Annotated in this window: 22 protein-coding genes; 9 read left to right on the forward strand and 13 right to left on the reverse strand. The window is 68.4% G+C overall.

All coding sequences use genetic code 11. The annotated features are described in order from the left end of the window. The 4 genes from Q8M82_RS20960 to Q8M82_RS20975 form a co-directional block, all read right to left on the reverse strand. Positions 1-1,130: AAA family ATPase (locus Q8M82_RS20960; RefSeq protein WP_305693236.1), on the reverse strand; the 1,130-nt coding region annotated here is incomplete at its 3' end. A gap of 156 nt (positions 1,131-1,286) precedes the next feature. Next, on the reverse strand, positions 1,287-1,907 hold the full coding sequence (locus Q8M82_RS20965; RefSeq protein ID WP_371126429.1) for a DsbA family protein: 621 nt from the start codon (positions 1,905-1,907) through the stop codon (positions 1,287-1,289). A 107-nt stretch (positions 1,908-2,014) separates the two neighbouring features. Continuing rightward, positions 2,015-2,512 (reverse strand): DUF721 domain-containing protein, encoded by a 498-nt coding sequence (locus tag Q8M82_RS20970; RefSeq protein ID WP_305693237.1) that lies wholly within the window; start codon positions 2,510-2,512, stop codon positions 2,015-2,017. Positions 2,513-2,554: 42 nt separating this feature from the next. Continuing rightward, positions 2,555-3,070 carry a hypothetical protein gene (locus Q8M82_RS20975; protein ID WP_305693238.1) on the reverse strand — a complete coding sequence of 172 codons (516 nt, stop codon included), beginning with the start codon at positions 3,068-3,070 and terminating at the stop codon, positions 2,555-2,557. Positions 3,071-3,237: 167 nt separating this feature from the next. On the opposite strand from Q8M82_RS20975, the gene Q8M82_RS20980 reads away from it, so the two are divergent. Further along, positions 3,238-4,359: a PA0069 family radical SAM protein gene (locus tag Q8M82_RS20980; protein WP_305693257.1), complete on the forward strand. Its 1,122-nt coding sequence runs from the start codon at positions 3,238-3,240 to the stop codon at positions 4,357-4,359. A 24-nt stretch (positions 4,360-4,383) separates the two neighbouring features. Here the strand turns inward: Q8M82_RS20980 and Q8M82_RS20985 are convergent, their stop codons facing one another. Together Q8M82_RS20985 and Q8M82_RS20990 are read right to left on the reverse strand one after the other, a co-directional pair. After that, positions 4,384-4,692 carry a HigA family addiction module antitoxin gene (locus Q8M82_RS20985; RefSeq protein ID WP_305693239.1) on the reverse strand — a complete coding sequence of 103 codons (309 nt, stop codon included), beginning with the start codon at positions 4,690-4,692 and terminating at the stop codon, positions 4,384-4,386. 8 nt (positions 4,693-4,700) lie between these two features. After that, on the reverse strand, positions 4,701-4,997 hold the full coding sequence (locus Q8M82_RS20990) for a type II toxin-antitoxin system RelE/ParE family toxin (RefSeq protein ID WP_305693240.1): 297 nt from the start codon (positions 4,995-4,997) through the stop codon (positions 4,701-4,703). A gap of 111 nt (positions 4,998-5,108) precedes the next feature. Between Q8M82_RS20990 and Q8M82_RS20995 the strand changes: the two genes are divergently transcribed. The 4 genes from Q8M82_RS20995 (at position 5,109) to Q8M82_RS21010 (ending at position 9,051) form a co-directional block, all read left to right on the forward strand. Beyond that, positions 5,109-5,720, forward strand: coding sequence for a ribonuclease HII (locus Q8M82_RS20995; protein WP_305693241.1), 612 nt, complete (start codon positions 5,109-5,111; stop codon positions 5,718-5,720). Positions 5,721-6,064: 344 nt separating this feature from the next. Continuing rightward, positions 6,065-7,264 carry a site-specific DNA-methyltransferase gene (locus tag Q8M82_RS21000; RefSeq protein WP_305693242.1) on the forward strand — a complete coding sequence of 400 codons (1,200 nt, stop codon included), beginning with the start codon at positions 6,065-6,067 and terminating at the stop codon, positions 7,262-7,264. A gap of 292 nt (positions 7,265-7,556) precedes the next feature. Next, entirely contained in the window at positions 7,557-8,621 is a 1,065-nt protein-coding gene (locus Q8M82_RS21005) for a M12 family metallo-peptidase (protein WP_305693243.1), read from the forward strand. A 76-nt stretch (positions 8,622-8,697) separates the two neighbouring features. Continuing rightward, a complete protein-coding gene (locus Q8M82_RS21010) occupies positions 8,698-9,051 on the forward strand; it encodes a DUF2442 domain-containing protein (RefSeq protein ID WP_305693244.1) in 354 nt (117 codons plus the stop codon). Positions 9,052-9,070: 19 nt separating this feature from the next. On the opposite strand, the gene mutY is transcribed toward Q8M82_RS21010, so the two are convergent. Then, a complete protein-coding gene (gene mutY / locus Q8M82_RS21015) occupies positions 9,071-10,165 on the reverse strand; it encodes an A/G-specific adenine glycosylase (RefSeq protein WP_305693245.1) in 1,095 nt (364 codons plus the stop codon). Between the two features lie 65 nt (positions 10,166-10,230). Then, a complete protein-coding gene (locus Q8M82_RS21020; RefSeq protein ID WP_305693246.1) occupies positions 10,231-10,893 on the reverse strand; it encodes a TetR/AcrR family transcriptional regulator in 663 nt (220 codons plus the stop codon). 81 nt (positions 10,894-10,974) lie between these two features. Between Q8M82_RS21020 and Q8M82_RS21025 the strand changes: the two genes are divergently transcribed. Further along, positions 10,975-11,715 (forward strand): SDR family oxidoreductase, encoded by a 741-nt coding sequence (locus Q8M82_RS21025; RefSeq protein ID WP_305693247.1) that lies wholly within the window; start codon positions 10,975-10,977, stop codon positions 11,713-11,715. A gap of 11 nt (positions 11,716-11,726) precedes the next feature. Here Q8M82_RS21025 and Q8M82_RS21030 read toward each other — a convergent pair whose 3' ends face one another. The 5 genes from Q8M82_RS21030 to Q8M82_RS21050 all read right to left on the reverse strand — a co-directional run bounded on the left by Q8M82_RS21030 (position 11,727) and on the right by Q8M82_RS21050 (position 16,503). Next, entirely contained in the window at positions 11,727-12,128 is a 402-nt protein-coding gene (locus Q8M82_RS21030) for a GFA family protein (protein WP_305693248.1), read from the reverse strand. 17 nt (positions 12,129-12,145) lie between these two features. After that, complete coding sequence (gene ypfJ / locus Q8M82_RS21035) at positions 12,146-13,036, reverse strand: KPN_02809 family neutral zinc metallopeptidase (RefSeq protein WP_305693249.1); 891 nt, start codon at positions 13,034-13,036, stop codon at positions 12,146-12,148. A gap of 95 nt (positions 13,037-13,131) precedes the next feature. After that, positions 13,132-14,136 (reverse strand): cytochrome d ubiquinol oxidase subunit II, encoded by a 1,005-nt coding sequence (gene cydB, locus Q8M82_RS21040; protein WP_305693250.1) that lies wholly within the window; start codon positions 14,134-14,136, stop codon positions 13,132-13,134. 12 nt (positions 14,137-14,148) lie between these two features. Then, complete coding sequence (locus Q8M82_RS21045) at positions 14,149-15,579, reverse strand: cytochrome ubiquinol oxidase subunit I (RefSeq protein WP_305693251.1); 1,431 nt, start codon at positions 15,577-15,579, stop codon at positions 14,149-14,151. A gap of 108 nt (positions 15,580-15,687) precedes the next feature. Beyond that, complete coding sequence (locus Q8M82_RS21050) at positions 15,688-16,503, reverse strand: uracil-DNA glycosylase (protein WP_305693252.1); 816 nt, start codon at positions 16,501-16,503, stop codon at positions 15,688-15,690. Positions 16,504-16,708: 205 nt separating this feature from the next. Here Q8M82_RS21050 and Q8M82_RS21055 point away from each other — a divergent pair, with 205 nt between their 5' ends. The 3 genes from Q8M82_RS21055 to Q8M82_RS21065 all read left to right on the forward strand — a co-directional run. Continuing rightward, positions 16,709-18,388, forward strand: coding sequence for an electron transfer flavoprotein-ubiquinone oxidoreductase (locus tag Q8M82_RS21055; protein WP_305693253.1), 1,680 nt, complete (start codon positions 16,709-16,711; stop codon positions 18,386-18,388). 504 nt (positions 18,389-18,892) lie between these two features. Continuing rightward, positions 18,893-20,677 carry a tetratricopeptide repeat protein gene (locus Q8M82_RS21060; RefSeq protein ID WP_305693254.1) on the forward strand — a complete coding sequence of 595 codons (1,785 nt, stop codon included), beginning with the start codon at positions 18,893-18,895 and terminating at the stop codon, positions 20,675-20,677. Positions 20,678-20,862: 185 nt separating this feature from the next. Then, positions 20,863-21,714 (forward strand): 4-(cytidine 5'-diphospho)-2-C-methyl-D-erythritol kinase (locus Q8M82_RS21065; RefSeq protein ID WP_305693255.1); only part of this gene is annotated, 852 nt, incomplete at its 3' end.

Below are 21,714 nucleotides of genomic sequence, written 5' to 3' on the forward strand. Positions count from 1 at the left end.
AGGGCGGCCTCGGCCTGTGCCAGCAAGGCCGCGGCGGCGTCCGCGCCGCCGGCCGAACCCTCGCCCTCGCGGGCCAGCGCCGCATCCTCCTGCGCCAGCCGCGCCAGGCTCTCGGCGGCGTCGCGCGCCACGCTCTCCTGCCGGCCGAGATCGCCCTGGAGTTCGGCCAGGCGCCGGTCGAGTTCCTCCGCCCGCTGCCGGGTTCGCCGGTTCTCCGCTTCCAACTCGTCGAGCCCGCGCTTCAGCCGCACCAGCGCGGCCGCGGCCGCCGCCTCGCCCTCGCGCAGCCCCGGCAGCCCATGCGCCGCCACGGCCTGGTGTCTGGCGGCTTCCGCCTGCAGGCCGGTGCGCTCGGCGACGAGGCGTACCGCCGCCTCCAGCGCCCGCTCGGCCTCCGCTTCCTGGCCGCGCGCAAGATGATGCGCGATCAGCGCCAGCGTCGCTTCGGCCCGGCGGATGTCGGCGGCGAGGCTGCGATAGCGCGAGGCCTGCCGCGCCTGTCGCTGCAGCGAGTCGATCTGCCCGTCGATCTCGCCGAGCACGTCCTCCAGACGGGTCAGGTTCTCCTCGGCGCCGCGCAGCCGCAGCTCCGCCTCGTGGCGGCGGCTGTGGAGACCCGCGATGCCGGCCGCGTCCTCGAGGATGCGCCGGCGCGACTGCGGCTTGGCGGAGATGATCTCGGAAATCTGGCCCTGCCGCACCAGGGCGGGCGAGCGGGCGCCCGTCGCGGCGTCGGCGAAGAGCAGCTGCACGTCGCGCGCGCGCACCTCCTTGCCGTTGACGCGATAGGTCGAGCCCTCCTCGCGCTCGATCCGGCGGGTGACCTCGAGCACATCGGTCTCGTTGAAGGCGGAGGGGGCCTTGCGGTCGCTGTTGTCCAGCGTCAGCGCGACTTCGGCCATGTTCCGGCCGGGGCGCTCGTTCGAGCCGGCGAAGATGACGTCGTCCATCCCCGAGCCGCGCATGTTCTTGAACGAGCTTTCGCCCATCACCCAGCGCAGGGCTTCGACGAGATTGGACTTGCCGCAGCCATTGGGGCCGACGACGCCGGTCAGGCCAGGCTCGATCAGGAACTCCGTCGGCTCGACGAAGGTCTTGAAGCCGGTGAGCCTGAGGCGCGTCAGCTGCATCGGCGCGCCCGGTTTGTGTCACCCTCCGACGTCATCCCGGGCGATCGAAGATCGACCCGGGATCCATTCCGGAACGGTTCAGGCATGGATCCCGGATCGGCGCGGCTGCGCCGCTTGTCCGGGATGACCACACGGATGATTGGAGGCCAGCCGCCCTCAACCCGCCAGGAGCGGCTCCAGGATCTTGTCGAATTCGGCGATCGAGAGCGCACCTGAACGCTTCTGCCCGTTGATGAAGAAGGTCGGCGTGGAGTCGACACCGGCCTTGGCCCCACGATCCTTCACGACCGTGACCGCGTCATAGATATCCTGCCTTTTCAAGCAGGCCTCGAACGAATCCTGTGTGAAACCGGCCTGCTTCACCATCGCAGACAGCGCATCGACCGGCTTGTCGGTGAAGGCCCAGACCTTCTGCTGGGCGAAGAGCAGGTCCGTCATCGCCGTGTACTTGTCGTTGCCGTTGCAGCGCGCCAGCATGAAGCCCGCCGTCGCCAGCGGATCGAGCGGGAATTCGCGCAGCGTGAAGCGCACCTTGCCGGTGTCGATGTACTTCGCCTTCAGCGCCGGCCAGGTGTCCTTGTGGAAGGTCGCGCAATGGCCGCAGGTCAGCGAGGCGTATTCGATGATGGTCACCTTGGCGTCCGGCGAGCCGACCCAGACATCGCCGAGCGGGCCGGGCGTGGTGAGGTCGGCCTGGGCCTGCGCCGCGGGCGCGCCCAGCATCGCGGCGGCCGCGAGCCCGACTGTGCCCGTCAGAAGCTGTCGCCTGTTCGTCATCGTCTTGGTTCCTGAAAATGCGCGTGTCGAGGGACGAAGCCCGGTTGCCGGTCCTATAGAGGCGCGCAGGATTGTGGCAAGATCGTCACCGCGTGCTTGCCCATCCCTCACGAAGCTGTGTCGGGACGCTGCCGCGCCGCGCGCTCCGCGACATGGGCCCCGAGTCGCGCGAGGCAGGCCCGCAGCGCTTCGCCCTCCACCCCCGCGACCTCGCGTTCCATCCGGGCCAGCAGAGAGGGGTCGGGCGGGCGGGGTGCGGCGGCCGCGACCGGAGCGTCCACCGGCCCCTGCTTCAGCACGAGCTTGCCGACCGCCCGCCAGCCGAGATGGGTGTTGACGCGTTCGATCACGATCGGCGCGAGCTGTTGCATGTCGAGCGCGAACGCCCCTTCGACCCGCACCACCAGGGTGGCGGGTTCGGACGCCTCACCCGGGGCCGGCCGGCGGCGCGGCCAGTCGATCTTGAGCGGGCGCGAGCGCGCTGCCAGCCGCTCGCCGACGATCTCCGGCCAGAGCGCCACGACCGCCCGCCCGGCGAAGCCCTGCGCGGCGAGCGCGGGCGCGAGCAGGTCATCGATCAGATCGGCGAGAGGTTTGACGGCCATGAGCGAGTGTGCGGCGATGGGGGCGATGGCGCAAGCCGCGCGCTATCCTGCCGTCCGCTCGCGACCGACGCTGAGGCGCTGCGGCGCCGCGCCGAGCCGGCCGGCCAGCGCATGGCCCTTGGGAAGGACGAGGCCCGCTCGCAGCCGGCGCGGCCCGAAGGAGAGGCCGGCGCGCTCGCGCAGCGACTGCGCGAAACCCCTGAGTGGGATCAGCGCGGGCCGTTCCGGTGCCATCAGCAGATGGCGCTCGACCGCCTGTGGCCAATGGGCCTGCGGCAGATCGCCCTCTTCCAACAGGAAGAGCCAGTCGCCCCGCGCCTGGGCCGCGCCGGCCGGCCAGCTTTCGGTGCCGCCGGCGCGCAGATAGCTCGCCCCCGTCGCATCCGCGATCCGCTCGATCGTGGCGTCGCCTGCAGCGTCGAGAACCACGGCATGGCCGAGGAATCCGTCGGCCACCGCCGGGATCAGGACGGAAAAAGTGGCCGCGAGGGCCTCGGTCGAGCCGGCGCTGCGTATCACCGCGGTGAGCATGTGCCTCCTTATGTCGCAGCGCAGCATGTCGCAATCCTGTCACTTGCAATCCGTTCCCTTTATGTTCACATTAAACGACGCAGAAATCGCCGATTCCCGGTGATTTTCAAAGGATGTTCAGCGCCATGCTCCAGAGCAGGCCCTCTTCGCGGCCGATTTCGGCCCAGCCGCTGAAACAGGCCGGTGCCGGCCCGATGTCGGTTTCGGCGCGCGTCGCGCCGGTCGATCCGCTGGCTTATGCCGGCCACCGCATCGATCCCGAGCGCCGGCGCGGCCGCGGCGCGACGATCAATCCCGGCGGGCGTTTCGAGGCGGAGCAGCGCGTCAGCGAGGATGATGGCTGGGGTTCGCTCGGCGAACTCCCGGCATTCCGGACCGAGGTCGCGGTCGAGAAGCCGCGGACCATCATCACGAAGAACGATTCCCCGGATATTTCGTTCGACCGCTCGATCAACCCGTATCGCGGCTGCGAGCATGGCTGCGTCTATTGCTTCGCGCGGCCGAGCCACGCCTATCTCGGCCTCTCGCCGGGGCTCGATTTCGAGAGCAGGCTGACCGCCAAGCCCGACGCCGCGCTGCTGCTGGAGAAGGAACTCTCGGCTCCCTCCTACCAGCCGCGCACCATCGCCATCGGCACCAACACCGACGCCTATCAGCCCATCGAGAAGAAGCTGCGCATCATGCGGCAGATCCTCGAGGTGCTGGAGCGCTTCAACCACCCGGTCGGCATCGTCACCAAGTCCGCGCTGGTGCAGCGCGACATCGACATCCTGGCGCCGATGGCGGCCAAGGGGCTGGCCAAGGTCGCGATCTCCATCACCACGCTCGATCCCAAGGTCGCCCGCGGCATGGAGCCGCGCGCCGCCTCGCCGGCCAAAAGGCTGGAGACGGTGAAGGCGCTGTCCGACGCGGGCATTCCCGTCACCGTTCTCGTCGCCCCGATCATCCCGGCGATCAACGAGCACGAGATCGAGCGCATTCTCGACGCGGCCAAGGCGGCCGGCGCCCGCGAGGCCGGCTATGTGCTGCTGCGCCTGCCGCTGGAGGTGAAGGACCTCGTGCAGGACTGGCTCCTGACCCATCACCCCGACAAGCTGCGCCATGTCGTCTCGCTGATCCGCTCGACGCGCGGAGGCAAGGATTACGACGCCGCCTGGGGCCAGCGTCAGGTCGGCTCCGGTCCTTATGCCTGGATGATCGGACGGCGCTTCGAGATGGCGGCCGAGCGACTGGGCTTCAACGGCACGCGCACACGCCTGCGCAGCGACCTCTTTCTCAAGCCGGAGAAGGAGAAGGCGCAACTCAGTTTGTTCTGAGACTGCCGCTCATGGCGGGAGCGGTTAGGCCGCGGCTTCCAGCGGCCGTGCCCGCTCGATGCGCGCCATCTCCTCGGGCGAGTGAAGTGTCTCCCAGAGATCGGTCCGCCGCTGCACGTTGAGCCAGAACTCGGCGGAGTTGCCGAAAACGCGCGCTAGGATCAGCGCGGTCGCGGCCGTCAGGCCCCGGCGATCCCGGCAGAGTTCGTTGACGTGCTTGCGCGGCACGCCCATTGCCCGCGCGAGCTCGACCTGCGTCAGCCCCAGCGGCTTCATGAACTCCTCGACCAGGATCTCGCCGACCGTGGCCGGCTTGCGTTTCGTCATCAGCATGGCCCTACCTACCGATAACTATGGTCGTCGAGATAGAGGTCGCGGGCTTCGCCGCGACGGCCGTCCCAGGCGAAGATCAGTCGCCACTGCTGGTTGACGCGGATGCTGTGCAGGCCCTCCAGCGCCCCGCGCAGCTTCTCGAAATGATTGCTCGGTGGCACGCGCAGGTCGGAATCGGTCACGGCATCGTCGATCATCTGCAGCTTCCGGAACAGGCGTGTCTCGAGATCGGGCGGAATCTGTTTCGCGTGGGCATCTTCGACGAAGAAAGCGCGCAGCCAGTCATCCCGAAAGCTGACGATCATGCCATTCTCCGTCTGACAGAATGTACCATATAATGGGACAGTCTTCAAGGCTGCGACGGCCGAGCCGAGGCCCTTGCTGCGGGCGCCGCCACTGCGCCATAAGCCCCGCCCATGACCGCCCATTTCCACCGCGAGACGCAGGCCATCGCCGACGGCCTCTGGCCGCTCGCAGGCGTCGACGAGGTCGGGCGTGGGCCGCTGGCCGGGCCCGTCGTGGCGGCGGCGGTGATTCTCGATCCGCAGGCGGTGCCGGACGGGCTGGACGATTCGAAGAACCTGACGCCGGCGCGGCGCGAGGAACTGTTCGCGCTCATTGCCGGCTCGGCGCTCGCCATCGGCATCGCCAGCGCCACCGCCGCCGAGATCGACGCCATCAACATCCGCCAGGCGACCCTGCTGGCGATGCGGCGCGCCGTGGCGGCGCTGGCGCTGCAGCCGGCCTGCGTGCTGGTCGACGGCAACGATCCGCCCAAGCTCGGCTGCCCTTGCGATTGTGTCATCGGCGGCGATGCCCAGATCGCCTCGATCGCCGCCGCCTCGATCGTCGCCAAGGTCACCCGCGACGCGATGATGGCGCGGCTCTGCGCGCGCTATCCGGCCTATGGCTTCTCGCTCCACGCCGGTTACGGCACGCCGCGCCACCGCGCCGCCATTCAGGCCCACGGCCCGTGCCCCGAGCACCGCTATTCCTTCGCACCGGTGAAGGGCGTCTGGCGGCGGTGACAGCCTTCTCGCCTGCCGAGCCCTCATCCTGAGGAGCCGCGAAGCGGCGAAGGATGTTCCAGATGGCCCTGGAGACTCCTGGAGCATCCTTCGAGACGCGCCTGACGGCGCTCCTCAGGATGAGGGCTAGAGGGAAACCGGAAGTGTGCAGGGGGGAGCCCCGAACCGCTGAACGCGAGCCTCCACCATTAACCTCCCCTTAGCAATTCCCCATATCCGCCAGGCACCTGGGCAAAAACTGCAGCCCCAGAATGAGACGCATTTTTTTCGGCGCGGAAACCCGGCTTTTACCCTGACTGGCCAATATCGCGACTGTTCAAGTTGCGTAACGGTCTTGGGGCGTCATGGGTATTTTGCGTACCGGGACCACCAGCGCCGCCGTCCGGATTCAGGTTTCGCGTACCGGACGGCCCGCGCTGCAGTCACCGATCAAGGCAGCCCGGCTCAAGCCGGCCAGCCTGCCGGTCGAACTGCCGCTCGACCAGATCCTGCTGGGTGATTGCGTGGCCGCGCTCGAATCGTTGCCGCCGGCCAGCGTCGATCTCGTCTTCGCCGATCCGCCCTATAATCTCCAGCTCGGGGGCGATCTGCGCCGGCCCGACGACAGCCTCGTCGATGCCGTCGACGACGACTGGGACAAGTTCTCCTCCTTCGCCGAATACGATGCCTTCACCCGCGCCTGGCTGGCGCAATGCCGCCGCGTGCTGAAGCCCGACGGCGCGCTCTGGGTCATCGGCAGCTATCACAACATCTTCCGCGTCGGCTCGATCCTGCAGGATCTCGGCTTCTGGGTGCTGAACGACATCGTCTGGCGCAAGGCCAACCCGATGCCGAATTTCCGTGGCCGGCGCTTCACCAACGCTCATGAGACGCTGATCTGGGCGGCGCGCGGCGAATCCTCAAAATACACCTTTCATTACGAGGCTCTGAAGGGCGGCAATGACGACCTGCAGATGCGCTCGGACTGGTACCTGCCGCTCTGCACCGGCGAGGAGCGGCTGAAGGACGGAAGCGGCACCAAGGTCCACCCGACGCAGAAGCCCGAGGCTCTGCTCGCCCGCGTCATGCTCTCGGCCAGCAACCCGGGCGACGTGATTCTCGATCCCTTCTTCGGCACCGGCACCACCGGCGCTGTCGCCAAGGCGCTCGGCCGCCGCTTCATCGGCATCGAGCGCGAGAGCACCTATGCCGAGGCCGCCCGCCGGCGCATCGCCGCGATCACGCCGCTGCCGCCGGAGGCCTTCGCCACCGCGCCCTCCAAGCGCAGCGAGCCGCGCGTGCCTTTCCTCGCCCTGGTCGAGGCCGGGCTGGTCAGAGCCGGCGAGACCGTCACCGACGAGAAGCGCCGCCACCAGGCCGTCATCCGCGCCGACGGCACGCTGCTGCTCGACCCGGCGGTCGGCTCGATCCACAAGATCGGCGCGCTGGCGCAGGGCCTGCCGAGCTGCAATGGCTGGACCTTCTGGCATGTCGAGCGCGATGGCGCCCTGATGCTGCTCGACACCCTGCGCGGCGAGATCCGCGCGCAGATGGCCGCGGCCTGAGGCGCTGCGTTTTCCCAGGAGCCGGCCACCTGTCATCCGTTCGGATGACGGCACGCGCCGCGCGTTGACTTAGCCTCACCTCAGCCAGGACAGGGCTCGGGCGCGCAAGTCGCGGTGGAGAGGCGCGTCGAGGGTGGCTGGACAGGGCCGTCCTTCGAGAAACGCCGAGCAGCGTCGTGCGGGCATGGCATTGGCCGGTGCCGACCGCCCACCGCCTCGCGCCAGGGCGCGGACCCCGACGGACTGGCCCGCCGGATCGCGGCGGTTGAGCCATTGTTCGCAGGAGAGGGCGATGCCGCACTTCGTGAAGTTCGTCGGGAACCCGCACCAGGCAGCTCCGCCCGCCGTCAAACGAGTGACCCAATCGATCGCGGTGGGTACGTCCATCCGCGTCGGCTTCAAGGATACCCAGTCCTGGATCGATGTCCGGGCCAGCAATGCGAGGGTGCGCATCACGAAGCGAGAAGCCGTCGAGAGTTCCAACAACGGAATCGCCTGGTACGAAATCGTTGGAATGGACGAAGGGGCGACCGAGATAACGGCCGTCGACACCAATACGAATTACGTCTGGGATCGCTTCAAGATCGAAGTCAAGGGCAAGGCCAAATCTGTGAACAGGCCGCCTATCCGTGGCATGACGTTCAATTATTACGTCGACACGAAAGGAATTGGCCCCAACTACAATGCTTCGGTCGTCATCGACTGGAAAGTCGCGCTCATTCCGGTGGCCGCCGGACCTGTCTCGGACTTCAGCGGCACCAGTTTCCCCGCCCAGAAATGGGGCAGTGATTGGAATGGCTGGACGGCGAAATTCAAGAAGAAGATCGAGTCGGCATGGAGTGAGAAGTTTTGGCTGTCCACCCCTGCCAGCCTCCATCAGCTCGAAGTCGGAGATGGTGCGGGCGGCAAACGTCGTGTGAACCTTCACTGCGTGCTGAAATGCATTCTGTCGCCGCCGGGGGCGGCGCATCAGATCATCAGGGTCGCCAAGACGGGCCTCGCCACGGGTGGGACCTTCCGGTCCGAATCGCGATTGCTGGACGATGCCGATCTGAAGGACGACCCCGTCGGCACTTACGTCAACCAGACCAAGCCGTTCAATACGGCCATTCACGAGATCGGCCATAATCTCGGCTTCACGCATGCGTGCGAAGCCACCACACCTGCGACGCCATATTGCGTGGCGACGGATCCCAACGGCGCGGAAATCATGGCCACCGGCAACGAGTTGCGGCTCAGATACGCGACGCCCTGGCAACGTGCTGCCGCGGTGTGGTTCACCACAGCCGGGACCCCCTGCACGCCGAGCGACTTCTCCCCATCGCTCACCCGGCTCGCGCCGGTCCCGGTTCCATAAGAAGCGGTGGGCATCGATGCGGCGCTCATCGGCTCACATCTATCTCCGTCTGGCGCTAGCAGGGATGAGCTTGGCCATGAATGACCCATCTCGCGCACAGCCGCCGCAAGACTTGAATCAGCCGGAGCTCCTGAATGCCCCCTTGTTGGCCAAGGTTCGAACCCGCGCGCCCGCCACGCTCTTGATCGACCGACGCGACGGTGGGCGCATCATCGTCGATATGGGGCCAACGATCGCCGCGGCCGGGTCGGAGTTTGCGTCGCTCCAGGACCGGAAGGTGTTCGGCCGGGCGACGGTCACGCAGGACGGTACTGCGGTGACCTGGGCCAAAGGCGAGCTGAAGATCAGTTCCAAGGTCCTGCACGGCATCGCCGAACAACAGTTTCACGCCCGCGAGAAAAAGAAAGGCGTCGCCTATCCGAACGAATGACGCCGTAGGTTCGGCCACCTCAAGCCGGCATGTCGTGTGAAAACCCATTGTCGGCGGTCGGCCTCCCGCCGCTCAGTCCCGCGACCTCCAGCACCTTCACCATCACCCCCGAGAGCGGCTCCTCGCCCAGTGCGGCGAGGGGGGTGAAGCGCATGCCCGCCGGAGCCTGTGTCCGCACCGGCGCACTGCCCTTGAACACGGTCAGCTCCAGCGGGAAATGCGTGAAAACATGGCGCACCGGCGGCGAAAGCTTCTCCCAGCGCGTCACCACCGGCGCGTCCTGCCAGGCCCCGTCCAGCTCGTAATCGGCGCGCCATTCGCTCGTCGGCACCTCGGCCATGCCGCCGAGCAGGCCCTTGGGCGGGCGCGTGCGCAGCAGCAGCGCGCCGTCCTCGCGCAGCAGCACGAAGGCCGAGCCCCGCCGCGTTGCGCCCGCCTTCTTCGCCGCCTTGCGCGGAAAGCTCGCCTGCGTGCCCTCGGCCCGCGCCCGGCAGGGCTCGCGCCAGGGGCACAGCCCGCAGGCCGGGTTGCGCGGCGTGCAGATCGTCGCGCCGAGATCCATCAGCGCCTGCGCGAAATCGCCGGGTCGGTCCTGCGGCATCATTGCCAGCACGCGCTCGCGCACCAGCGGGCGGGCACCGGGCAGAAGCTCCTCGATCGCGAAGAGCCTCGTCATCACTCGCTCGACATTGCCGTCCACCGCCGCGGCCGGCCGGTCGAAGGCGATCGCCGCCACGGCGCCGGCCGTATAGGCGCCGATGCCGGGCAGGGCGCGCAGGCCCTCTTCGCTGTCGGGAAAGTGCCCGCCATGCCGGGCGACGACGGCAATGGCGCAGGCGTGGAGATTGCGGGCGCGCGAATAATAGCCGAGCCCCGCCCAGGCTTGCATCACCGCCTCCGACGGCGCCGCCGCCAGCGCCTGAACGGTGGGAAACCGCGCCATGAAGCGCTCGAAATAGGGCTTTACCGCCGTAACGGTGGTCTGCTGCAACATGATCTCGGAGGCCCAGACCCGGTAGGGATCGGGCCTCTCGCCCGGCCCCGCGCGCCAGGGCAAAGCGCGGCGATGGCGGTCGTACCAGGCGAGGAGATCGGCGGCGGCGGGCGGGCTCATCGCGCTCCCTGTAGCGTTTTCGCGAGCCGGGGCAAGCGAGGCGTGGGCGGGCGCAACGACGCGGTTCAGTCCCGTGCGTCGTCCGGCCAGGCCCGGAGGGCGTTGCGAGCGACCGCCTCGAGATCCTCCTGGCTCGCGCCGTCGCGGGCCTGGATCGACATGCCGTTCTGCACCGCGACGACCAGCCGGGCCAGGCCGTAGATATCCGTGTCCGCGGGCAACTCGCCCGCCGCCAGCGCCCGCGTCAGACGCGCCTCGATCCGCGCCAGCCCTTCGGCGCGGGCACACCGCACCTGCTCGCCGAGATCGGCGTGCCCCTCGCTGCCCACCGCCGACAAGGTGACCATGCAGCCTTTCGGGCCCCCGGCGCCGCAGGCTCCGGTCAGGGCCGCGGCCGAATCCATCAGCAGGGCTGAGACGGCCTCGCGAGCGGTCACGGCCGCGTCGAACCGGCCCCAGACCAGTCCCTGATAGCGCTCGGCATAATGGCGCAGCGCCTCGGCATAGAGCCCTTCCTTGGAGCCGAAGGCGGCATAGAGGCTGGGCGGGCCGATCCCCATCGCCTCGGTGAGGTCGGAAACCGAGGTCGCGGCATAGCCCTTGCCCCAGAACAGCCGTGTCGCGGTCTCGAGCGCCGCCTCTCGGTCGAAGGCGCGAGGGCGGCCGCGCCGCCGCTCCTGCGCCCGATCGCCTGCCACGCTCGCGCCCTGTCCACCCGATTTCTGCATCGTTCACTACTTAATTCTCTTGACGGGAGGGCGCAACCTGCCTAACTATTTCTGTATCGAACGATACAGAAAGGCTCGATCATGTCTGAACTCAGTGGAAAGCGCGCACTCGTCACCGGGGGCTCGCGCGGCATCGGGGCGGCGATCGCCCTCGCACTGGCGGAGAAGGGGGCGGATGTCGCCATCACCTATGAGCGCTTGGCCGAGCGGGCGGCCGAGGTCGTGCGCTCGGTCGAGGCTCTCGGCCGGCGGGGCGTCGCGATCCAGGCCGACAGCGCCGATGCGGCGGCCGTGAAGCGCTCGGTGGAGGAGGCGGTCGGCGCTCTCGGCGGACTCGACATCCTCGTGAACAATGCGGGCATCGCCCGTGGCGGCCCGGTCGCGGAAGCGAGTCTGGCGGACATCGATGCGCTGCTCGCCGTCAACATCCGCTCCGTCGTGCTCGCCTCGCAGGCCGCGCTCGCTCATCTTCCCGATGGCGGCCGCATCGTCTCGATCGGCTCATGCCTGGGCGAGCGGGTGCCTTTCGGCGGCGTCACGATCTATTCCATGACGAAATCGGCGCTGCTCTCGTTCACCCGCGGGCTCGCCCGCGAGGTCGGCCCGCGCGGCATCACGGTCAATCTGGTCCAGCCGGGATCGACCGATACCGACATGAACCCGGCCGAGGGCGAGCAGGCCGATCAGCAGCGGGCGCTCTCGGCGCTCGGGCATTTCGGCCAGCCGCAGGACATCGCCGCCGCCGTCGCCTTCCTGGCCGGACCCGGCGCGCGCCAGATCACGGGCACGACCTTGACCGTCGATGGCGGGGCGAACGCCTGAGAAGGTCGGGCTCAGCCCGCCGGCTTCGGCCGGTCGTGCTCATGCTGCTCGGCCGTGCCGAGCGGCTCCAGCCAGTGCTCCCTCCGGATCGTCCAGAGTTCGTAGCCGGGCGCGAACCGGCTCGGCCCGCCATCGAGCGTGCCGAGCTTGATCTCGATCTCGTCCGAGCCCTCGTCGAAACAGAACAGCGAGGAGCCGCAATGCGGGCAGAAGCGGTCGAGGCCGGCGCGGCTGCGCCAGCCGCCCAGTTCGCCCGACAGCGTCACCGCCGCGCGCGGCCAGATGCCGAAAAAGGAAAAGGCGGAGCCACTATCCTTGCGGCAGGCCTCGCAATGGCAGAGCCCGGTGCGGATCGGCTCGCCGCGAAGCTCGTAGCGAACCCGCCCGCATTTGCAGCCACCCGACATCGTCATCGCGACCCTTCCCGCTCTCACACCTGCGCCGGCTTGAACGTGTCGCAGGCCTGCATCGAGCCGGTCCGGAACCCCGTGCTGAACCAACGCTGGCGCTGGGCGGAGGAGCCATGGGTGAAGGAATCGGGCACCACTTGCCCGCGCGAGGCCTTCTGCAGCATGTCGTCGCCGATGGCGGCGGCGGTGCGCATCGCCTCCTCGATGTCGCCCGCGTCGATGCGCCCCATCGCCTGGATGTTGTGCGCCCAGACCCCGGCGAAGCAGTCGGCCTGCAATTCGACGCGCACCGAGATGGCGTTCGCCTCGCGCTCGGAGGCGCGCTGCTTCAGCTGGTTGGCCTTGGGCAGGATTCCCAGCAGGTTCTGGATGTGGTGGCCGACCTCGTGGCCGATGACATAGGCATAGGCGAAGTCGCCGCCGCCGCCGAGCTTGCGCTGCATTTCCTGGAAGAAGGAGAGGTCGAGATAGACGCGCTTGTCGGGCGGGCAGTAGAACGGCCCCATCGCCGATTGGGCGGTGCCACAGGCCGAACTCGAGACCCGGTCGAAGATCACCAGACGCGGCGGCTCGTAGCGCCGGTTGGCCTGCTGCGGCAGAAGCTTGGTCCAGACGTCCTCGTTCTGCGCCAGCACGGCCGAGACGAAGCGCCCCATCTCGTCCTTGGGCGGCCCCGAGGCCGGGCGCGACTCTTGCGTCGGGGCCTGGCGCCCGCCGATGCCGCCAATGAGTTCTGCCCCGCCGATCAGCAGTCGCGGATCGATGCCGAGCGCCCAGCCGACAAGCCCGAGCACGACCATGGTGCCGATGCCCAGCCCACCGCGGCCGCCGGGCAGCCCGGCGAAGTCGCCGCCGCCGCTGCCGCGCCGATCCTCGATATTCTCGGACTGGCGGTAGTCTTCCCACTGCATGGCGTCGTCCCCGTAAGCCTGCCGGCAATCTCTACGCAGAGCGCGCCGGACTCAAGCCACCATCGAACCGCCGGGGCGCCCGGCGGTTCCCGGAACTAATGATAGCCGCTGTCGGCCTTCACCTTGCCGCGGAAGGTCCAGTAGACGAAGGCGGTGTAGAACAGGATCATTGGCAGCAGGAACGTCACCCCGATCAGCACGAAGACATGCGAGGAGGGCGCCGCCGCGACGTCCCAGATCGTCAGGTCCGGCGGCACCAGATAGGGGTAGTTCGAGATCGCCAGCCCCAGGAAGCACAGCACGAAGATCGCGATCGTCAGGGCAAACGGCGTGAACTCGTGCCGGCCATGCAGGCGCCGCCAGGCGATGAAGCCGCACAGCGTCGTCAGCACCGGGAACGGCCAGAGCAGCGCCATGTTGCGCCAGGTGAACCAGCGCTCCGCGATGCGCGGATGGGCATAGGGCGTCCACAGCGAGACGAGGAGCGCGAAGGCCAGAAGCCCCAGCAGCAGGAGCTTTGCCTGCGAACGGGCGCGCTCCGCCACGCGCCCCTCCGTCTTGTAGATCAGCCAGGTCGCGCCGAGCAGCGCATAGCCGACGACGACGCCCGCCCCGCACATCAGCGTAAACGGCGTGAACCAGTCGAAGGGTCCACCCGCGAATTGCCGGTCGACCACGGTGATGCCCTGGATCATCCCGCCCAGGATCAGCCCCTGCGAAAAAGCCGCCATCGTCGAGCCGAGCCAGAAGGCGAGGTCCCAGACCTTATGCTTGGGCTTGGCGACCCAGCGGAACTCGAAGGCGACGCCGCGGAAGATCAGCGCCAGCAGCATCAGCGTCACCGGCAGGTAGAAGGCCGGCATGATGATGGCATAGGCGGTGGGAAAGGCGACCCAGAGCCCGCCGCCGCCCAGCACCAGCCAGGTCTCGTTGCCGTCCCAGAAGGGTGCGACCGAGTTCATCATCTGGTCGCGCTCGCCTTCGTCGCGCGTCGTGGGAAACAGGATCGCGATGCCCAGGTCGAAGCCGTCGAGCACGACATAGAGCAGTACGGCGGTGCCGATCAGGCCGGCCCAGATGACGGGGAGATACCATTCCATGCGGCTCTCTCCTCAGTTCGCGGGCTGGATACGGTCGTCGCCGGGGTTGCCGTCGCCGAACAGGTCCGAAGCCGGCGCCTGAGCCGCCTTGAGCGGCCGCTGCGAGGGTTGCTCGGGCGGGTCCTGCAGCGTGATCGCGTCCGGCCCCTTGTCGATCAGCCGGTTGATCAAAAGCACGCCGGCCGAGAACACGACGCAGTAGACGCAGACGAACAGCGCCAGCGAGACCGCGACTTGACCCGTCGTGATCGGCGAGATCGCGTCCTTGGAGCGCAGCACGCCGGTGGCGATCCAGGGCTGGCGCCCGACCTCGGTGACGAACCAGCCGGCCAGGATCGCGACGAAGCCGAAGGGCCAGGTGTACTGCGCGACGAAGAGCCAGCGCCGCTCCTCGAAGACGCGGCCCCGCCACCACAGCCAGGCGCCGAGCCAGCCGAAGGCGATCATGAACACGCCGATGCCGACCATGATGCGGAAGCCGAAGAAGGGGATCTTGACCGGCGGCCGATCCTGCACGGCGAAGTCGTTCAGGCTCGGGAAAAGGGCGTCCATGCTGCCATGCGTCAACAGGCTCGCTAGGCCCGGAATGGCGATCTCGAAGCGGTTGACGCCCTTCTCCTCGTCGGGCCAGGCGAACAGCACCAGCGGCGCCGGCTTCGAGGAATCCCAATGCGCCTCGATCGCGGCGAGCTTGGCCGGCTGGTATTTGGCGGTGTCCTCGCCGTGGCGATGGCCGATCACTGCCTGCAGCGGCGCCGTCAGTGCGATCATCAGGATCGCCATCCGCACCATCGTGCGTGCCGCTTCGGTGCGGTGGCCAGCCAGCAGATGGCGCGCGCCCGTCGCCAGCACGACGAAGGCGGTCGTCAGATAGGCCGCCGTCATCATGTGCATGAAGCGCATCGGGAAGGTCGGGTTGAAGATGATCTGCATCCAGTCGACGGGGTAGGCGATGCCGTCGCGCATCTCGTGGCCGGTCGGGTACTGCATCCAGCTGTTGGCGGAGAGGATCCAGAACCCCGACAGCGCCGTGCCGCCCGCGACGATGCAGGCGGAGAGGAAATGCAGCCAGGGCGGCACGCGCTTCCAGCCGAACAGCATCACGCCGAGGAAGGAGGCCTCGAGGAAGAAGGCGGTGAGCACCTCGTAGCCGATCAGCGGGCCGATGACGTTGCCCACGACCACCGAGAAGCGGCTCCAGTTCGTGCCGAACTGGTAGGACAGCACGATGCCGGAGACCACGCCCATCGCGAAGGAGACGGCGAAGATCTTGGTCCAGAACCGTGCCAGCGTGTGGAACTTGATGTCGCCGGTCTTGAGCCACAGCCCGAGCAGCGTCGCGATATAGGCCGAAAGGCCGATGGTGAAGGCGGGGAAGACGATGTGGAAGGAGACGGTAAAGGCGAACTGGATGCGCGAGAGCAGGAAGGCGTCGATCACCATGGCGGCACTCCGTCCGATTCTCCCGACACTCCACCATGGGACGCGCGGCGATTCCAGCGCAGCTTACGAGCGCCGCCGAGCCGCTGCATGACGAATCCGCCTCAGAGCCTAGGACCCTTTGTCCAAGGCCGCCTTCAGCGCCCGCATGTCGCGCCAGGCCAGCCGCTTCTGCAGCGGCTGGCGCAGCAGATAGGCCGGGTGCAGCGTCGCCATCGCCGGGATGCGCCGCGTTCCCGTGTCGTACTCCTGCCATTTGCCGCGCGAGGCCAGGATGCCGGAGAGCCCCAGCAGACCCTGGGCCGAAGGCCCGCCGATGCAGAGCAGGATGTCGGGGTCGGCGAGCTGGATCTGGCGCTGGATGAAGGGCAGGCAGATCGCGACCTCCTGCGGTGTCGGCGTCCGGTTGCCCGGCGGCCGCCAGGGCAGCAGATTGGCGATGTAGACGTCGTCTTTCCGGTTCAGCCCGATCGCGGCGAGCATCCGGTCGAGCAATTGTCCCGAGCGGCCGACGAAGGGCAGGCCGATGCGGTCCTCATCCGCGCCCGGTGCCTCGCCGACGATCATGACGCGCCCGTTCGGGTTGCCGTCGGCGAAGACCAGGTTCTTGGCGGTCGTCTTCAGCGCGCAGCCCTCGAATCGCGCCAGCGCCTCCTTCAGCGCCTCCAGCGTCACGGCCTCCTGCGCCAGGCTGCGCGCGCTCAGGGCGGCATCGTCCGGGGCGGTCGCGGCGGCGGCGTTGGGTCGCACGGCCACCGGAGCCGGCTGGCCGCCCCGCGGCGGCAGGACAGGTCGCGGGCGCGGCGTCTCGCTGGCGACCGGCGCGGCGAAATGGTCGTGTGTGAGTTCGTCCAGCGCCTCGGTGATGCCCATCTCGGCATACCAGGCGACGAGCTCGGCAGGATCGGGCGCGGCGGTCGGGAGCATCCGCCCGGTCTAGCACGCGAGGCCGCGACTTCGCGAGCCGCCGCGGTTGCAAATTGAACCGCACGCTTGGATAGAGGGTTTCCAGTCTGTCGCCCCGTCCGCCTTGTCGATGCGGGGTAGATAGTTTATATGTAAACTAATTGGTTTTGAGGCTTGGCGCGGCGTCTTGGGCGTGGGCCTTGAGCGCAGGCCTTCGGAGGGCAGCATGGATCTCGAACAGGCACGGGCGGAACCGCGCGAGAGCATGGACTATGACGTCGTCATCGTCGGCGCGGGCCCGGCCGGCCTCGCCGCCGCGATCCGTCTCAAGCAGCTCGACGAGAACGTCTCCGTCGTCGTCGTCGAGAAGGGCGCGGAGGTCGGCGCCCATATCCTGTCGGGCGCGGTGATCGATCCTTCGGGCCTCGACGCGCTCCTCCCCGACTGGCGGCAGGACGAGGCCCGACCGCTGACCACCGAGGTCAGCGACGACATCTTCTACTTCCTCACCGAGCCCAACGGCGTCCGCCTGCCGAATTTCGGCATGCCGAAGCTGATGAACAACCACGGCAATTTCGTCGGTTCGCTCGGGTTGGTGACGAAATATCTCGCGGGCCGCGCCGAGGCGCTGGGCGTCGAGATCTATCCGGGCTTCGCCGCCGCTGAACTGCTCTTCGACGAGGCCGGCGCCGTCGGCGGCGTCGCCACCGGCGATATGGGCATCGCCAAGGACGGCACGGTCTCGGAACGCTTCACCCGCGGCATGGAACTGCGCGGCCGCTACACCCTGCTGGGCGAGGGCGTGCGCGGCTCGCTCGCGAAGATCGCGATCCGCAAATACGGCCTCGACGCCGGCCGCGAGCCGCAGAAATACGGCATCGGCCTGAAGGAGATCTGGCAGGTCAAGCCGGAGAAATTCGTCAAGGGACGGGTCCAGCACTCCTTCGGCTGGCCGCTCGACGGCTCCACCGGCGGTGGCTCCTTCCTCTATCATTTCGACGACAACCTGGTTTCCGTCGGCTTCGTCGTGCATCTCAATTATGAGAATCCGACGCTCTCGCCCTTCGACGAATTCCAACGCTTCAAGACCCATCCGCTGATCCGCGACCTGTTCGAGGGCGGCAAACGCCTGTCCTATGGTTCGCGCGCGATCACCGAGGGTGGTTGGCAGTCGGTGCCGAAGCTGACCTTCCCCGGCGGGGCGCTGATCGGCTGCTCGGCCGGCTTCGTCAACGTTCCCCGCATCAAGGGCAGCCACAACGCCATCACCTCGGGCATGCTGGCGGCCGAGAAGCTGGTGCTGGCGCTGGCCGCAGGCCGCTCCCATGACGAGGTCGTGGAGATCGAAAACGAGTGGCGCGACGGGCCGATCGGCGCCGACCTCAAGCCGGTGCGCAACGTCAAGCCGCTCTGGTCCAAATATGGCACGCTGCTCGGCATCGGGCTGGGCGGCATCGACATGTGGCTGAACCAGCTCTTCGGCTGGTCGCCCTTCGGCACGCTGAAGCATGGCAAGCCCGACCATGCGACGCTCAAGCTGCTGAGCGAGGTCAAGCCGATCGTCTATCCCAAGCCCGACGGCAAGATCTCCTTCGACAAGCTCTCCTCGGTCTTCCTCTCCTCGACCAATCATGAGGAGGACCAGCCGGCGCATCTCAAGCTGACCGACCCGTCGATCCCGATCGAGAAGAACCTGCCGCTCTATGGCGAGCCCGCGCGGCTCTACTGTCCGGCCGGCGTCTACGAGGTGGTCTACAAGGATGCCGAGGCCAAGACCGAGCCGCGCTTCGTGATCAACGCGCAGAACTGCGTCCACTGCAAGACCTGCGATATCAAGGACCCTGCCCAGAACATCACTTGGACGGTGCCCGAGGGCGGCGGCGGGCCGGGCTACGCGAACATGTGAAGCGGCGGGTCGTCGCAGCCGGAGATCAAAAAGGGGGCGTGCCGGCGGGCACGCCCCCTTTTGTCAGGCGCCGGCCGGAGCCTGCGCGAGAAGACGATCAGCCCTTGCGGACGACGGCTGGAGCCGGCTTCTCGGGCTGGGCGCAACCGGCGGCGAAGCCGGCGAGCAGAGCGACGGCGGCAACGCTGAGAACGAGCTTCTTCATGGGAGAGATCCTGTTCGAATCGTCGTCATGGAAAGACGACGACAGACGATAGCTGACGAGTCCCTACCGCATCGACAACGAAAGCTGGCCGACGCTACGTCATGCGGCGGTTTTGGCCGACTGTGGCGCAAGGGCTACGGCGCCGGCCCATTCGACCCCCGCGAGGCTTGCCCGCCCGCCTGGAAACGGCCATCTTGACGGCTTACGCGAAGCGGTCACGGTCGCGCGTCACCGACCACGTCTGCCGCGAGATGCGCGCGACGGCAGACCGAAGGAGAATGGCAGTCGTGGGATCTGGAATGAACCGCCGTGGCCCGATCACGGCCGCTGCCTTGGCGTTGCTCCTGGCCCTGCCCGTGGGCGCGGCCGCCCAGGGGGCGACGGCGCGCGGTCAGGAGGCGCGCAGCCAAGACCGCCTCGACACCGCTGAAAGCCTGGAGGGCAATTATCTCGCGGCGATCGTCGCCGGCGCGGGGCGCGATCTCGGCGCCGCCGCCGTCTATCTGCGCGAGGCGATCAAGGGCGATCCCCAGAACAACGATCTGCTCGAGCGCGCCTTCGTCGCCTTCCTGGCCGACGGCGCGATGCCCGACGCCTTCCGCGCCGCCGACAAGCTGATCCAGCGCGATCCTTCCAATGGCCTGGCCCAGCTCGCCATCGGCATCCGCGCGCTGAAGCAGAAGAACTACCAGACCGCCCGCAACCACCTGCAGCGGGGCGGCCGCGGCCGTGCGGCCGACATCACCGCGACGCTGCTCTCGGCCTGGTCGCAGCTCGGCTCGGGCCAGCCCACCCGCGCCATCGAGACCTTGGAGCGGCTGAAGGGCGAGGCGTCCTACAACCTGTTCCGGGATTATCACGCCGGCCTCATCCTCGATGCCGCCGGCCGCAAGGCCGATGCCGAGAAGCGCCTGAAATCCGCCTATGAGTCGGAGAAGACGACGCTGCGCCTCGTCGATCTCTGGGCCCGCATGCAGGCCCGCAACGGGGATTTCGACGGCGCCGCCACGACCTATTCCGAGTTCGACCGGCTGCTGCCGAATCACCCGATCGTCCGTGACGGCCTCGCCAAGGTCGCGGCGCGGCAGACGCCGCCGCGCCAGGTCGGCAATGCCCAGCAGGGTGCGGCAGAGGTGCTCTACGGCCTCGCCAGCGCCGGCAACCGCCAGGGCGACGAGGCCGCCGCGCTGCTCTATCTGCGCCTCGCCATCTATCTCGATCCCAATCACGACCTCGCCATCCTGACGCTGGGCGACATCCTCGAGCGCGCCCGCCAGCCGGAAGACGCCGTCGCCGTCTACGAGAAGATGCCGGCGACCTCGCCGCTGCGGCCCAATGCCGAGATCCAGGCCGGCCTCGCTCTGGAGAATCTCGGCCGGCCCGAGGAGGCGGTGAAGCATCTCACCGCCCTGATCGCCGAGCGGCCCGACGACATCGACGCGCTCTCGGCGCTCGGCAATGTCTACCGCTCGCGCAAGATGTTCGAGGAGGCCGCCGCCACCTACGACAAGGCGATCGCCAAGCTCGCTTCGCCCGGCCGCGCCAACTGGGACCTGTTCTATTTCCGCGGCATTGCCCGCGAGCGCATCAAGCGCTGGCCGGAAGCCGAGGCCGATCTACGCAAGGCGCTCGAACTGCTGCCCGAGCCGCTGGGCCGTGAGCGCGCGCTGGTGCTGAACTATCTCGGCTATTCGCTCGTCGACCAGCACCTCAAGCTCGACGAGGCGTTGGAGATGTTGCGCCGCGCCGTCGAGCTGCGCCCGCGTGACGGCTACATCATCGATTCGCTCGGCTGGGCCTATTACCGCCTCGGGCGCTATGCCGAGGCGGTGCGCGAGCTCGAGCGTGCCGTCGAGCTGCGCCCCTCCGACCCGGTCATCAACGACCATCTCGGCGACGTCTATTGGAAGGTCGGGCGACGTCTGGAGGCCGGGTTCCAGTGGAACCACGCCCGCGACCTCAATCCCGAGCCCGAGGACCTCGCCAAGATCAAGCGCAAGATCGAGCGCGGCCTGGAGGACGGCCCCTCCGCCAACGCCGTCGAGCCGAAGGACCCGGCCGAACCGAAGAAGGACGGCGGCTGATCGAGCCGTCGTCCGGCATGAGCTTTCCGTCATTCCGGGGCGGGCCGAAGGCCCGAGCCCGGAACCCATGAACACGACGGAGCGGGGAAGGGCTGTGCCGGCCGCTTGCATCGTTCTGCGCAACCGGTGGATATGGGTTCCGGGCTCTTCGCTTTGCGAAGCCCCGGAAAGACGCCTTCGCTGACATGTCTGCGCCGCTGACAACCCGCGCCCGCGCCAAGATCAACCTGACCCTGCGCGTGCTCGGCCGCCGCGACGACGGCTATCACGAACTCGAAAGCCTGGTCGCCTTCGCCGGCACGGGCGACGCGCTCTCGCTGGAGCCCGGCCCTGAGCTGTCCCTGACCATCGACGGTCCGCGCGGGCGGGGGCTCCCGGTCGACGACACGAACCTGGTCCTGCGCGCGACGCGCGCGCTTGTGGCGCAAACCGGCACGCTGCGCAGCGGCGCCTTCCATCTCGTCAAGCGCCTGCCGGTGGCGTCGGGCATCGGCGGCGGCTCCGCCGATGCGGCCGCCGCTTTGCGCCTGCTCGCCCGGCTGAACGGGCTTGCTCCCAATGATCCCGCGCTGCTGCGGGCGGCCGCGGGCACCGGCGCCGACGTGCCCGTCTGCCTTGCCTCCCGCGCCCGCATCATCGCCGGCATCGGCGAACGCCTCGGCCCGCCGCTCGCCCTGCCGCCGCTCTTCGCGCTGCTGGTGAATCCCGGCGTCCCCGTCGAGACCGCGCCGGTGTTCCGGGCGTTGGGCCTGCAGCCGGGGCAGGCGCATGGTTCCCTCGCAAGCCCTCATCCTGAGGAGGCCGCGACAGCGGCCGTCTCGAAGGAGGCTCCAGAAGGCTCAGGACCCTCGGCGGCCATCCTTCAAGACGCGCTCCTGCGGACCGCTCCTCAGGATGAGGGCTCGCGCGGGACGAGCGCCGCCCGCTCCGCGCTGCTCGCCGGCCTTAGCGCCGCCGGCAACGACCTCGAAGCCCCCGCCCGCCGCGTCGCTCCCGTCATCGACACGGTGCTCGCCGCGCTGCGCGCGCGGCGCGGC

The sequence above is a fragment of the Allobosea sp. genome (genome assembly GCF_030694325.1).
In the GTDB taxonomy this organism is placed as follows: domain Bacteria; phylum Pseudomonadota; class Alphaproteobacteria; order Rhizobiales; family Beijerinckiaceae; genus Allobosea.

Excerpts from the sequence above, each read along its gene's own strand:
- mutY (WP_305693245.1), bottom strand. The coding sequence starts at position 10,165 with ATGAGCCCGCCCGCCGCCGCCGATCTCCTCGCCTGGTACGACCGCCAT.
- Q8M82_RS21060 (WP_305693254.1), top strand. The coding sequence starts at position 18,893 with ATGAACCGCCGTGGCCCGATCACGGCCGCTGCCTTGGCGTTGCTCCTG.
- Q8M82_RS21020 (WP_305693246.1), bottom strand. The coding sequence starts at position 10,893 with ATGCAGAAATCGGGTGGACAGGGCGCGAGCGTGGCAGGCGATCGGGCG.
- Q8M82_RS21055 (WP_305693253.1), top strand. The coding sequence starts at position 16,709 with ATGGATCTCGAACAGGCACGGGCGGAACCGCGCGAGAGCATGGACTAT.
- Q8M82_RS20975 (WP_305693238.1), bottom strand. The coding sequence starts at position 3,070 with ATGCTGCGCTGCGACATAAGGAGGCACATGCTCACCGCGGTGATACGC.
- Q8M82_RS21000 (WP_305693242.1), top strand. The coding sequence starts at position 6,065 with ATGGGTATTTTGCGTACCGGGACCACCAGCGCCGCCGTCCGGATTCAG.
- Q8M82_RS20965 (WP_371126429.1), bottom strand. The coding sequence starts at position 1,907 with ATGACGAACAGGCGACAGCTTCTGACGGGCACAGTCGGGCTCGCGGCC.
- Q8M82_RS20980 (WP_305693257.1), top strand. The coding sequence starts at position 3,238 with ATGTCGGTTTCGGCGCGCGTCGCGCCGGTCGATCCGCTGGCTTATGCC.
- Q8M82_RS21010 (WP_305693244.1), top strand. The coding sequence starts at position 8,698 with ATGAATGACCCATCTCGCGCACAGCCGCCGCAAGACTTGAATCAGCCG.
- ypfJ (WP_305693249.1), bottom strand. The coding sequence starts at position 13,036 with ATGCAGTGGGAAGACTACCGCCAGTCCGAGAATATCGAGGATCGGCGC.
- Q8M82_RS21025 (WP_305693247.1), top strand. The coding sequence starts at position 10,975 with ATGTCTGAACTCAGTGGAAAGCGCGCACTCGTCACCGGGGGCTCGCGC.
- Q8M82_RS21005 (WP_305693243.1), top strand. The coding sequence starts at position 7,557 with ATGCCGCACTTCGTGAAGTTCGTCGGGAACCCGCACCAGGCAGCTCCG.
- cydB (WP_305693250.1), bottom strand. The coding sequence starts at position 14,136 with ATGGAATGGTATCTCCCCGTCATCTGGGCCGGCCTGATCGGCACCGCC.
- Q8M82_RS21050 (WP_305693252.1), bottom strand. The coding sequence starts at position 16,503 with ATGCTCCCGACCGCCGCGCCCGATCCTGCCGAGCTCGTCGCCTGGTAT.
- Q8M82_RS20970 (WP_305693237.1), bottom strand. The coding sequence starts at position 2,512 with ATGGCCGTCAAACCTCTCGCCGATCTGATCGATGACCTGCTCGCGCCC.
- Q8M82_RS21045 (WP_305693251.1), bottom strand. The coding sequence starts at position 15,579 with ATGGTGATCGACGCCTTCCTGCTCTCGCGCATCCAGTTCGCCTTTACC.
- Q8M82_RS20995 (WP_305693241.1), top strand. The coding sequence starts at position 5,109 with ATGACCGCCCATTTCCACCGCGAGACGCAGGCCATCGCCGACGGCCTC.
- Q8M82_RS21030 (WP_305693248.1), bottom strand. The coding sequence starts at position 12,128 with ATGACGATGTCGGGTGGCTGCAAATGCGGGCGGGTTCGCTACGAGCTT.
- Q8M82_RS20990 (WP_305693240.1), bottom strand. The coding sequence starts at position 4,997 with ATGATCGTCAGCTTTCGGGATGACTGGCTGCGCGCTTTCTTCGTCGAA.
- Q8M82_RS20985 (WP_305693239.1), bottom strand. The coding sequence starts at position 4,692 with ATGCTGATGACGAAACGCAAGCCGGCCACGGTCGGCGAGATCCTGGTC.